The sequence below is a fragment of the Mesorhizobium escarrei genome, assembly GCF_935825525.1.
GTDB lineage: Bacteria > Pseudomonadota > Alphaproteobacteria > Rhizobiales > Rhizobiaceae > Mesorhizobium > Mesorhizobium escarrei.
This window is the reverse complement of sequence record NZ_CAKXZT010000157.1, coordinates 25685-36092: the sequence shown is the minus strand read 5'-3', so window position 1 is coordinate 36092 and position 10408 is coordinate 25685. Positions and strand designations below refer to the sequence as shown.

Annotated in this window: 11 protein-coding genes and 1 pseudogene; 6 read left to right on the top strand and 6 right to left on the bottom strand. The window is 64.3% G+C overall.

Features of this window, described 5'->3' with window-relative positions; all coding sequences use genetic code 11:
* Positions 1 to 87: 87 nt before the first annotated feature.
* On the bottom strand, positions 88 to 873 hold the full coding sequence (locus NMG80_RS28555) for an SH3 domain-containing protein (RefSeq protein WP_367186020.1): 786 nt from the start codon (positions 871 to 873) through the stop codon (positions 88 to 90).
* Between the two features lie 55 nt (positions 874 to 928).
* Here NMG80_RS28555 and NMG80_RS28550 point away from each other — a divergent pair, with 55 nt between their 5' ends.
* On the top strand, positions 929 to 1225 hold the full coding sequence (locus NMG80_RS28550; RefSeq protein WP_254021310.1) for a hypothetical protein: 297 nt from the start codon (positions 929 to 931) through the stop codon (positions 1223 to 1225).
* Positions 1226 to 1266: 41 nt separating this feature from the next.
* Here the strand turns inward: NMG80_RS28550 and NMG80_RS37475 are convergent.
* Both NMG80_RS37475 and NMG80_RS28535 read right to left on the bottom strand, forming a co-directional pair.
* Positions 1267 to 2025: pseudogene (locus tag NMG80_RS37475) on the bottom strand (metallophosphoesterase family protein).
* Between the two features lie 334 nt (positions 2026 to 2359).
* The gene (locus NMG80_RS28535) at positions 2360 to 2716 is read right to left on the bottom strand and encodes an ArsR/SmtB family transcription factor (RefSeq protein WP_254021195.1); all 357 of its coding nucleotides are present in this window, start codon (positions 2714 to 2716) and stop codon (positions 2360 to 2362) included.
* Positions 2717 to 2907: 191 nt separating this feature from the next.
* Between NMG80_RS28535 and NMG80_RS28530 the strand changes: the two genes are divergently transcribed.
* Entirely contained in the window at positions 2908 to 4086 is a 1179-nt protein-coding gene (locus NMG80_RS28530) for an MFS transporter (protein ID WP_254021194.1), read from the top strand.
* A 115-nt stretch (positions 4087 to 4201) separates the two neighbouring features.
* On the opposite strand, the gene NMG80_RS28525 is transcribed toward NMG80_RS28530, so the two are convergent.
* Positions 4202 to 4855 (bottom strand): dihydrofolate reductase family protein, encoded by a 654-nt coding sequence (locus NMG80_RS28525; protein ID WP_254021193.1) that lies wholly within the window; start codon positions 4853 to 4855, stop codon positions 4202 to 4204.
* Between the two features lie 287 nt (positions 4856 to 5142).
* On the opposite strand from NMG80_RS28525, the gene NMG80_RS28520 reads away from it, so the two are divergent.
* From NMG80_RS28520 to NMG80_RS28510, 3 genes are all read left to right on the top strand, one after another.
* The gene (locus NMG80_RS28520) at positions 5143 to 5331 is read left to right on the top strand and encodes a hypothetical protein (RefSeq protein WP_254021192.1); all 189 of its coding nucleotides are present in this window, start codon (positions 5143 to 5145) and stop codon (positions 5329 to 5331) included.
* A 201-nt stretch (positions 5332 to 5532) separates the two neighbouring features.
* Positions 5533 to 6462, top strand: coding sequence for a KPN_02809 family neutral zinc metallopeptidase (gene ypfJ / locus NMG80_RS28515; RefSeq protein WP_254021191.1), 930 nt, complete (start codon positions 5533 to 5535; stop codon positions 6460 to 6462).
* A 180-nt stretch (positions 6463 to 6642) separates the two neighbouring features.
* Positions 6643 to 7896, top strand: a complete 1254-nt coding sequence (locus tag NMG80_RS28510) for a TCR/Tet family MFS transporter (RefSeq protein ID WP_254021190.1) — start codon at positions 6643 to 6645, stop codon at positions 7894 to 7896.
* A 1-nt stretch (position 7897) separates the two neighbouring features.
* On the opposite strand, the gene carA is transcribed toward NMG80_RS28510, so the two are convergent.
* A complete protein-coding gene (gene carA / locus NMG80_RS28505; protein WP_254021189.1) occupies positions 7898 to 9115 on the bottom strand; it encodes a glutamine-hydrolyzing carbamoyl-phosphate synthase small subunit in 1218 nt (405 codons plus the stop codon).
* Between the two features lie 259 nt (positions 9116 to 9374).
* On the opposite strand from carA, the gene NMG80_RS28500 reads away from it, so the two are divergent.
* Positions 9375 to 9824 (top strand): GatB/YqeY domain-containing protein, encoded by a 450-nt coding sequence (locus NMG80_RS28500; RefSeq protein WP_254021188.1) that lies wholly within the window; start codon positions 9375 to 9377, stop codon positions 9822 to 9824.
* An 83-nt stretch (positions 9825 to 9907) separates the two neighbouring features.
* Here the strand turns inward: NMG80_RS28500 and NMG80_RS28495 are convergent, their stop codons facing one another.
* The gene (locus NMG80_RS28495) at positions 9908 to 10363 is read right to left on the bottom strand and encodes a DUF1801 domain-containing protein (protein ID WP_254021187.1); all 456 of its coding nucleotides are present in this window, start codon (positions 10361 to 10363) and stop codon (positions 9908 to 9910) included.
* Positions 10364 to 10408: the final 45 nt, after the last annotated feature.

Here is a 10408-nt window from a genome sequence, read left to right as displayed (position 1 = left end):
CAGTGGGGCAGTAGGGCAGTAGGGCAGTAGGGCAGTAGGGCAGTAGGGCAGTAGGGCAGTGGTTCGAGCGCCCTTTAACATATTGCCCTACTGCCCTATTGCCTTATTCCCTAACCCAGCCCACTGATCCGTGATCTCGAAGCGCTCGGAAACGCCGACACGGATGATGTTCAGGCTGCCCTCGCGGGTGTAGCGGAACTCGCCTGATGCGTTCGAGCCGGCGGGCCGACCGGCCTGGAAGCTGATGACGCGGGTGCCGCCATCGGGCCAGGTCACGGTGACCTCGGCTTTGTCGCCCGTGTGGACAACGCCTGCCTTGCAGCTGGTCATCGGCTGGCCGACATGGCGCGCGCAAGGAATCTCATTGCGGACGCCCAGGGCCGGCGCGGGCCTTCCTGGCGGCTGCAGCCGCGCAACGGTTTGCGCGTTGGCCGGAGGCGCCGCATTGGCGGCGCGATTGCGGGTGGGCTTGTCCGCTGCCGCGGGCGCCTGCGTCTCGCCGGCCGAAGGATTTTCACTGGCAGCAAGCGCCAGGCGGTAAGCATCCTCGATGGCCGCCCTGCCGATTGCCTCAACGGTAGTCATCGTGGGTTCGCGACCGGTCGCATCCAGGCGCGCCGTCAGGTCCGGCGGTGGCTGATCTGCAGTTGCCGGGTTCGAGTCGCCGGCTGCACCGGTCATGTTTTCGCCGGTCGTTTCGATGTCCGTAACGGCCGCCGGATTCTCGGGGTTCAGGTAGCGCGCGGGAGCCCATCCCGCCAGTTGCGGATTGTCAATTTCTGCGACCTTGCACCAACGATAGCCATTGACGTCGTTGCAGCCGAGATTGTTGACGCTCGTGCCATTCGGCAGCCGAGCCTTGATCTTGCCCATCGCCGATGCCGTGGCGCGGACGTTCAGGAGATCGCCCGGAGCGAGGTCGGTCACGATGGAGACGAACGGCGCTTCCTCGGCCCTGGCCGGCAGCAGCGGCGTCAGCAGGAGAGGGGCGGCAATCAGCAGCGTCGTTCGGAGCGTAACTGTGCGCCTCATCATTTTGGCCGTGGGCGATAGAAGCATTTCCGAAGGCGCGGCCAGGCACCGAATCGCCACCGCATTCCAGGACGAATTTATAAGCGACGACATGGCGCTATGTAAGCCGGAAAATGCGGCTGGGGAATGGTGTTCGGTCCGCGGCATGCGCAAGCTCAGCGTGCGGCATGAACGCGTTCCGCGCTCAGCCTGAGGATGAGCTCTTGCGTTCAGCCGGACATGAACGCGTTGCGTTCAGCCGGACATAAATCCGGTGCGCAGCGCGTAGGCCCATTCCGGCCGTCCCGCCTGTTCGGCCTGCCGCGCTGCCGCCTCATGGTCATAGTCGACGGCGATGGCTTCGAAGCGGTCGGAGCGGCCCGGCCCACCCAATTCGACGATACCGTAGCGTGCATGCGGAGAGCCTTGCTCGGAGACATGCGCCGGTGGCGTGTCGTCGCCATAAGCGGGGCAGCCGATGCTGCCCGGATTGAAGACCACCGGGCCGTCGGGGATACGGATCAGTTCGCTGCGGTGGCTGTGGCCACACAGCACGATGCGGCAAGCGGGATCGAGCGCGGCCAGCCGCCGCTTGATGGCGACCAGCGGCGCGCGCACCAGCCGGCCGTCGACCATCGTATCGGTCAGGTACTTTTCGTCATGGTCGGGTCGCGCATGAAAGGCGGTCACGGCTGGGGCGATCTCCAGCGTCAGCGGCAAGGCCAACAGTGCCTCGCGCTGGGCCGACGTCAGCCGTTCCTGCGCATGGCGATCGGATGGTCACATGGCTTCATCGGCGGTGTCGCGGGCGACGCGGCGGTCGTGGTTGCCGCGCACCGTCGGCAGGGCGAGCGCTTCAAGCCGCTCCATGGTTTCGCGCGGCCAGAGCGGGCCGGAGACGCAATCACCGAGATTGACCACAAGATCGGCGCCGCCGCGCTGCCGCAGATCGTCGAGCACGGCGTCCAGGGCGAGGACGTTGCCGTGGATATCGGCGAGAACGGCAATGCGCATGGGAATCTCCGTAGGGTCGACGAATGAGTGGTCGGGAAGGGCGGACTTGGCAGGATTTTGGTTCCTCTCCCCTGTTACACCAGGGCTACCGCAGCTGGAAAGCCGAGGCTTTCGCTCTACGATGTACCCCCACCCCTAACCCCTCCCCACAAGGGGGAGGGAGACTTCCGTTGGCGCTGACCTCGGCAAATTGCTTGCCTTTCGGCACCAAAGGGGAAGTTAAAGGCGCGCGGCAGCGTTCCCTCCCCCTTGTGGGGAGGGTTAGGGTGGGGGTCCACCTTCGCAAGAATCAAACGCGGTTGCCCTGCCTGTTACACGGGGGCGAGTTATGGCCTTAGGCGCGGACTTCGATCTCGGAGGCGCCGACCGCGGGCAGAGCTGGGTCGTCGACGGCAGCGGCAACGACGCTATCGAGCAGGCCCGGAAAGCGGGCATTGAGATCGTCGCGGCGCAGCGTGATCAGCCGGCTGGTGCCGACGACCTCGGTACGGGTGACGCCGGCCTCGCGCAATTTGGCCAGGTGGTAACTGAGATTGGTTTTTGAGCCGAGATCGAGGAACTGGCTGCAATTCAGCGGCACGCCTTCCTTGCTGGCGAGATAGCGCACGATGGCCAGCCGGGTGGGATCGCCGAGCACAGCAAGCACGTTCGACAAGCTGATCTGGTCGGCGGTGGGGTGGGGCAGCGTCATGCCGGAGAACTAAGCGTAATCAGGGCCGATTTCAACGCATCTCCTTTGGTGGATGCCCGCAGTTTCTATCTCCAACCCCCTTGTCCTGACATAGAGCTGTCAGCAGGGTTCGGCTATTCTCGGGTGGCCTCATTGACATTATGCGCCACTATGTACAATTGTTCAATAACTTTTGAACTAAGGATTTCACCATGGACAAGCGCCTCTTCTGGCTTGCGCTCGGATCATTCACGATCGCGACCGAAGGCTTCGTCATCTCCAGCCTGCTGCCCGACATCGCGGGAGATGCCGGCATCTCGGTTCCACTCGCCGGCACGCTGATTACCGCCTTCGCGCTCGCCTATGCGCTCGGCACGCCGATCCTGGCGACGCTCACCGGCGAATGGGACCGGCGGCGCGTCATCTTGTGGACGCTGGTGTTCTTCGTGCTGGGCAATCTGGCGGCGGCGCTGAGTTCCTCCTTCGAACTGCTGCTGATCGCGCGCATCGTCATGGCGCTGTCGTCCGGCCTGTTTGCGGCGACGGCGCAAGGGACAGCCGTAGCGCTTGTCGACGATCATCACCGTGCCCGCGCCATTGCCGTCGTCGTCGGCGGCACCACGGTGGCGGTGGCAATCGGCGCGCCGCTCGGCGCGCTTGTCGCGACCGTTGCCGGCTGGCGCGGCACGTTCTTTGCCATCGCCGGGCTCGGCGCGCTGGCCGGCGCAATCCTGTGGTACCGGCTGCCGCGCGGCATTGTCGGCACCAAGCTGCCGCTCAGGCAGCGGCTGGCCGCAACGCTTCGCCCCGGCGTGCCATCGATCCTGCTGACCACGCTGCTGGCGCTCACCGGCGCCTTCACGGTCTTTGCATTTGTCGCGCCGCTAGCCATCGAAGGCGGCGGCTTGAGCCCGATCGCGCTGCCCGGCATGCTGCTTGCCTTCGGCGTTGGCGCCGTCATCGGCAACATCGCCGGCGGGCAGGCCGCCGACCGCTTCGGCGCGACGCGCACCGTCAGCTGGTCGCTGGCGCTGAGTGCGGTCATGCTGGTGATGCTTTCGGTCATCCCGGCATTCCTGCCGCACAGCATCGCCGGGCCGGCGCTGATGGCCATGATGGTGCCGTGGGGCATCGTCGGCTGGGCCTTCCCTCCGGCGCAGGCCAGCCGCATCATCAGGCTGGCGCCCGACGCAGCGCCCATCGTGCTGTCGCTCAATGGGTCGGCGCTCTATCTCGGCGTGGCGCTCGGCGCCGTTGTCGGCGGCGCGGTGCTGCGCTATGGCGCGCCGGCTGATCTCGGCCTGGTCGCAGCGGTGTTCCCGATCCTGGGTCTTGGCGTCATGCTGGCCGGCCACCGGGCCGCCCGGGCGGTGGCCGTGCCGGCGGAGTAAAGGGAGGATCGCAGAAGCGTGGCGCTGTCCTCATCGCGCTGCCGGGCAAGACTTGGGGTTCCTCTCCCCCACTCACATCTAGCGGAGCAAGGAACCCAGGTCCGGTAACCCAACTCTACTTCCAGGTCCGGCGCCTCTCGATCTCGGCTTCGGACGGCTGTTGCTGGGCGAAGGATCCAGTCGTGATCTCACCGGCGCGTTCATAGCTCGCTATGATGACCCCGGTGGTCGATGCTTGTGAGCGGTTCAGCTTGAAAGCCGCCGGGATTGCGCCGCTGCCAAACAGCCGCTTGCCCTTGCCCAGCACCAGTGGGAAGATCAGCAGGCTGATCTCGTCGATCAGGTCGTTGGCGAGCAAGGTCTGGATCAGCTCGCTCGAACCCTGGATGAGCAGGTCGGGGCCGTCCTCCTGCTTTAGCTGGCGCAGCGCGGCCACGACGTCATCGCCAAGCGATTGGCTGTTTTGCCACGACAGCGTATCGGGCCGGTGAGTGGCCACATATTTGGTGACGGCGTTGAAACGGTCGGCGATCTGACTGTTCTCCTGGTAGCGCCAATGCGCGGCGAAGATGTCGTAGGTCTTGCGGCCGAGGAGCAGCGCGAAGGGTTTTGCGAAGGTCTCACCAATAAAGGCGCCCCCGATGTCGTCCCAGTAGTGGAACGTCCAGCCGCCGAATTCGAAGTCGCCGACCGGGTCTTCTTCCGGCCCACCGGGCGCCTGCATGACGCCGTCGAGGCTGACGAATGTCGCAGTGGTGATCTTCCTCATTGGATTCTCCCTTTTCATCATCCGAGCCGTTGCGGCCGGAATTCGGCCAAAGGACGTGCGAGCGGAAGCCTGTCCGACAGGGCCGGAAAATTTCTGGGCTCCGGCGCATGTCGAGCGGCAAGCACGGGACGCCTCGCCTCGGCGGCGCCAAGACGCTTGAAGCGTTCCGCAGGAATGATGGCGACACGCCAAGTCTACCGCCATGGCCGACGGGCCTGCTGGAACCGCCGCGTTGCCGCTGCGTTTGAGATCGTGCCAGCAATTGGCGCGAGACCGAGGAGGATACTATGGGCGTTGAACAGGCACCGACAGCGAAGGGCAAGCAAGCGGCCCAGGGATTGAAGCAGGCTGCGGCGAAGGACGAACGCAAGACCGAAACGGATACTGGACGCCCGCTCAAGAAGGGCGCGGCCCGCTTCGACGAGCGTTCGAAAAGCTCGGACGGCAAGAGCGCGGGTACCAAGCAGAAGATCTGAGCGCAACCGCCAAGTCCAAGACCAAAAAAAGCGCCGGCAGGGCTCTCAGCCGTGGGTGTCATTCATGGACTGACCCCAGAGCCGGCGGCCTTCATGCGAAAAATACTGTGACTTGGCGCAACCATTGGGATAATTGTTTGTTGGGTCGGATCGGGCCATGAGATCGGCAGGGTACCGATACGCGCGTCGCGGAGAGTTGCCATGCTCTGGAAGGGTCGTCGTCAGAGTGACAACGTGGAGGACCAACGCGGCCAGGGCGGCGGGTTCAACCTGCCGCGCGGCGGCCCTGGCCGTCTCCGCATCCCGATCGGCGGCCGTTCCGGCGGCGGAATGTCGCTGTCGACCATCATCATTCTCGTGGTTCTGTATTTCGGCCTGAAGGCCATTGGCATCGACCCTCTGCAGATCCTGGCCGGCGGCGGTGGCGGCTTGGCGCCGGGCGGCGGCGGTCAGATCACCGACAACAGCGGGGAGGGCACCGGTGCGCCGGCCTCCGACGAGATGAAGCAGTTCGTCTCGACGCTATTGGCCGAGACCGAGGACACCTGGAGCGGCATTTTCCAGGCCAACGGCCTGACCTACGAGGATCCGAAGCTGGTGCTGTTCAGCGGCCAGATCCGCTCGGCCTGCGGCTTTGCCTCTTCCGCGGCCGGACCGTTCTACTGTCCCGGCGACCGCAAGGTCTATCTCGACACCACCTTTTTCCAGCAGCTCGACCAGCAATTCGGCGCTTCGGGCGATTTTGCCCAGGCCTATGTGATCGCGCATGAGGTCGGCCATCATGTCCAGAACCTGACCGGCATTCTGCCCAAGTTCAACCAGATGCGGCAGCAGATGGGCGAGGCCGAGGCCAACCACATGTCGGTGCAAGTCGAGCTCCAGGCGGACTGCTTCGCCGGCGTCTGGGCGCATTTCACCGGGCAGAAAGGCATTCTGGAACAGGGCGACATGGACGAGGCGCTGAACGCCGCCCAGCAGATCGGCGACGACACGATGCAGAAGAAGATGCAGGGCTATGTCGTGCCGGAAAGCTTCAACCATGGCACCTCGCAGCAGCGGCAGACCTGGCTGGCGCGTGGCTACGAGAGCGGCAAGCTCTCGGACTGCGATACGTTCAACACCCCGATCTGAGGTGTTTGGGCTCTCGTTGAATGGCGTTGAAAGCGGCGGCGATGCAGCCGCATTCATGTCGACAGTTGATGTCAGGATCAAATTTCCTGACGCGTTCCCTTATTGTTCTGTGTGGCTGACTCGCCTATAAATGGCCCCTTCCGCCTTTGCTGCGAGGCGGCTCCAGGAGTCGATACCGTCATGATCGAAGCGAAAACCGCCAAGCGGGGCCTTGCGCTTGTTTTCACCACGCTGCTGCTCGACATCACCGGCATCGGCATCATCATGCCGGTGCTGCCGGCCTACCTGCAGGAGCTGACCGGCGTCGGGGTCAGCGAAGCGGCGATCGAAGGCGGCTGGCTGTTCTTCGTCTATGCGGCCATGCAGTTCCTGTTCGCGCCGCTGGTCGGCAATCTCAGCGACCGCTTCGGGCGTCGTCCGATCCTGCTGGCCTCGGTGCTGACCTTCGCCATCGACAATCTGGTCTGCGCGGTGGCCTGGTCCTATTGGGTCCTGTTCATCGGCCGGGTGCTGGCCGGCATCAGCGGCGCCAGCTATTCGACCGCCTCCGCCTTCATCGCCGATGTCAGCACCGACGAGAACAGGGCGAAGAATTTCGGCCTGCTTGGCATCGCCTTCGGCGTCGGTTTCGTCATCGGCCCGGTGCTGGGGGGGTTGCTTGGCCAATTCGGGCCGCGCGTGCCGTTCTGGGGCGCGGCGGTGCTTGCTCTGGTAAACTTCATCGTCGGCTGGTTCTTCCTGCCGGAAACGCTGGAGCAGCATCACCGGCGCCGCTTCGAATGGCGCCGCGCCAATCCTCTCGGCGCGCTGAAGCAGATGCGCAATTACAAGGGGATCGGCTGGATCGGGCTGGTGTTCTTCCTGATGACGCTCGGTCACATGATGTACCCTGCCGTGTGGTCGTTCGTCGGCAGTTACCGCTACGGCTGGAGCGAGCAGCAGATCGGCTTCTCACTCGGCGTCTTCGGCCTCGGCGGGGCATTGGTGATGGGTTTTGTCCTGCCGCGCGTCATCCCACGGCTCGGCGAATGGCGGACCGCCGCCATCGGTCTTGCTTTTACCGCGCTCGCCGCCTTCGGCTATGCCGCGGCATGGAAGGGCTGGATGATCTACGCGGTGATCGTGGCGACTTGCCTCGAGGCGCTGGCCGACCCGCCACTGCGGAGCCTGGCAGCGGCCAAGGTGCCGCCCTCCGCGCAAGGCGAATTGCAAGGCGCGATGACAAGCGTGTTTTCGATCACCAGCATCATAACGCCGTTGCTTTATACGGGAATCTTCGCCTGGTTCACCGGGACGAGCGCGCCCGTGACGTTCGGCGGCGCGCCCTTTGTGCTCGGCGGTCTCTTTCTCGCTCTGTCGCTGATCGCATTCGTGCTCAGGGTCGAAAGACCGGCCGCGGTGAAAGACGTCACGACTGCGACGGTGCGAACCTGAATCAGGCTCGCTCCGCCAGCGCCGGCTCACCGCGCTTTTCGCGGATGAGATTGACGAAGCGGCGGAACAAATAGTGCGAATCCTGCGGGCCCGGCGAGGCTTCGGGATGGTGCTGGACCGAGAACACCGGCCGGCCGGTCAGCGTGATGCCGCAGTTCGAGCCGTCGAACAGCGAGACATGGGTTTCCTCGACGCCCGTGGGCAACGAGTCGGCGTCGACGGCAAAGCCGTGATTCATCGAGACGATCTCGACCTTGCCGGTGGTGTGATCCTTGACCGGATGATTGGCGCCGTGATGGCCCTGATGCATTTTGGCGGTCTTGCCGCCGAGCGCCAGCGCCAGCATCTGGTGGCCGAGGCAGATGCCGAAGACCGGGATGTCGGTCTTCAGCAGGTCCCGGATGACCGGAACGGCATAGTTGCCAGTGGCTTCCGGGTCGCCAGGACCGTTGGAGAGAAAGATGCCGTCGGGCCGCATGGCGAGGATCTCCTCGGCGCCGGTGTTGGCCGGCACCACGGTGACCTTGGCGCCCAGGCCGGCAAGCAGGCGCAATATGTTGCGCTTTACGCCGTAGTCGATGGCGACGACATGCATGGACGGATCGGTCTGTTCGCCAAAGCCCTGGTCCCAGACCCAGGGCGTCTCGCGCCAGACCGAGGATTGGCCGGAAGTGACGTCCTTGGCTAGGTCAAGCCCGATCAGGCCGGACCACGCAGCGGCGCGGCGCTTCAGATCGTCGATGTCGAAAATGCCGTCGGGCGCGTGCGCAATGACGGCATTGGGCATGCCCTTTTCGCGGATCAGCGCGGTCAGCGCCCGGGTGTCGATGCCCGAAAGCGCCACGATGCCACGTTTCTCCAGCCATTGGTCGAGACCGGAAGCGGCGCGATAGCTGGACGGATTGGTGACGTCGGCCTTGAACACGGCGCCGACGGCGCCGGCGCGGGCAACCGGGTTGAGATCCTCGATGTCCTCGTCATTGGTGCCGATATTGCCGATATGAGGAAAGGTGAAGGTGACGATCTGGCCGGCATAGGACGGGTCGGTGAGAATTTCCTGATAGCCCGTCAGCGCGGTGTTGAAGCAGACCTCGGCGACGGCGGAGCCGGTGGCGCCAAGGCCGCGGCCCTCGATGACGGTGCCGTCGGCCAGCACCAGCAAGGCGGTCGGCTTTTCGGTGGCCCAGGGCGGGGTCGACGCGGCGGTCATCGTTGCCATGGCGGCACTCCTAAAGGCTGCGCCCTTCAATCGGCGCAACGAAAGGCGCGAAGCAGCGATTTCACAGCCTCGGCGCGCAACTAAAATTCAGTTCATGCAAGGCCCAGTACATAGGGGAACGCGCCAGAGCGGTCAATGATGCGACGCCCTCAGGCGCGATTTATTTCGTCGAGCAATATCAGCGGTTTGCCGGGCGCTTCGAATTTGCCTTGGGCATTCGGCACGGCTATTGTCCGTCGCATTCGAAGGAGAAAGCGTCATGCGCGGCAAAATTGCCGAATCCCTGAAGAGCGCGATGAAGGCGCAGGACAAGCGTCGGCTGCCGACTTTGCGGCTGATCCAGGCGGCCATTCACGACCGCGACATCGCCAATCGCGGCGCCGGCAAGGAGCCGGCCAGCGACGACGAGATCCTGCAGATACTGGCCAAAATGGTGAAGCAGCGCGAAGAGTCGGCCAAGGCTTTCGACGACGGCAAGCGGCCGGAGCTTGCCGCGCAGGAGCGCGACGAGATGGCCATCATCCGCGATTTCCTGCCGACGCAACTGGGCCAGGCCGAGACCGAAACGGCGATCCGCGCCGCCATCGCGGAGACCGGCGCCAGCGGCGTCAAGGACATGGGCAAGGTGATGGCCGTGCTCAAGGAGAAATACGCCGGCCAGATGGATTTCTCCAGGGCGAGCGGCATCGTCAGGGGACTGCTGCAGTAGGGATTTTTCCCGCTGCAGCGATGCTCAAAGGCCTCGAAAGACGCCACCGCGAGGAGCCAGCGCTGGCCGGTTGTGGATGATCCTCAAGCGCTCTTTGGTTTCTGAGAGCGCGGTGTAGCTCGCACCGACATGTTCAGTGCCACGGCGGCGCGAATGAGCGCCTTCAGCGCCTCGTCATCGATCGTGTCTCCCTCATGGATATCGATGGCGCGCCTGGTGTTGCCTTCGAGGCTGGAGTTGAAGAGGCCAGATGGGTCCTCCAGCGTGGCGCCCTTGGCGAAGGTCATCTTGACGACATTCTTGTACGTCTCACCGGTGCAGATAATTCCGGCGTGTTCCCACACCGGAACCCCTCTCCACTTCCACGCCTCGATCACTTCGGGATCGGCCTGCTTGATGAGGGTTCGGATCCGAGCGAGCATCTCGCCCCGCCAATCGCTCAGTTCGTCGATTCTCGCATCTATCAACTGAGAGGGAGTGTCTCCTCCTTCTCCTTCCTTCGAGCCGCTCTTCTGCGTGGCTGTTGTCGCTTTGGTCATGACTGGTCCCAGTGGTTTGTGCACGTCGGCGTCTGGCGTCTCACG

Bases quoted from the DNA above. Each gene is read 5' to 3' on its own strand.
- NMG80_RS28555 (WP_367186020.1), bottom strand. From the start codon at position 873: ATGGGCAAGATCAAGGCTCGGCTGCCGAATGGCACGAGCGTCAACAAT.
- NMG80_RS28550 (WP_254021310.1), top strand. From the start codon at position 929: ATGGAGACGAACGGCGCTTCCTCGGCCCTGGCCGGCAGCAGCGGCGTC.
- NMG80_RS28535 (WP_254021195.1), bottom strand. From the start codon at position 2,716: ATGACGCTGCCCCACCCCACCGCCGACCAGATCAGCTTGTCGAACGTG.
- NMG80_RS28530 (WP_254021194.1), top strand. From the start codon at position 2,908: ATGGACAAGCGCCTCTTCTGGCTTGCGCTCGGATCATTCACGATCGCG.
- NMG80_RS28525 (WP_254021193.1), bottom strand. From the start codon at position 4,855: ATGAGGAAGATCACCACTGCGACATTCGTCAGCCTCGACGGCGTCATG.
- NMG80_RS28520 (WP_254021192.1), top strand. From the start codon at position 5,143: ATGGGCGTTGAACAGGCACCGACAGCGAAGGGCAAGCAAGCGGCCCAG.
- ypfJ (WP_254021191.1), top strand. From the start codon at position 5,533: ATGCTCTGGAAGGGTCGTCGTCAGAGTGACAACGTGGAGGACCAACGC.
- NMG80_RS28510 (WP_254021190.1), top strand. From the start codon at position 6,643: ATGATCGAAGCGAAAACCGCCAAGCGGGGCCTTGCGCTTGTTTTCACC.
- carA (WP_254021189.1), bottom strand. From the start codon at position 9,115: ATGGCAACGATGACCGCCGCGTCGACCCCGCCCTGGGCCACCGAAAAG.
- NMG80_RS28500 (WP_254021188.1), top strand. From the start codon at position 9,375: ATGCGCGGCAAAATTGCCGAATCCCTGAAGAGCGCGATGAAGGCGCAG.
- NMG80_RS28495 (WP_254021187.1), bottom strand. From the start codon at position 10,363: ATGACCAAAGCGACAACAGCCACGCAGAAGAGCGGCTCGAAGGAAGGA.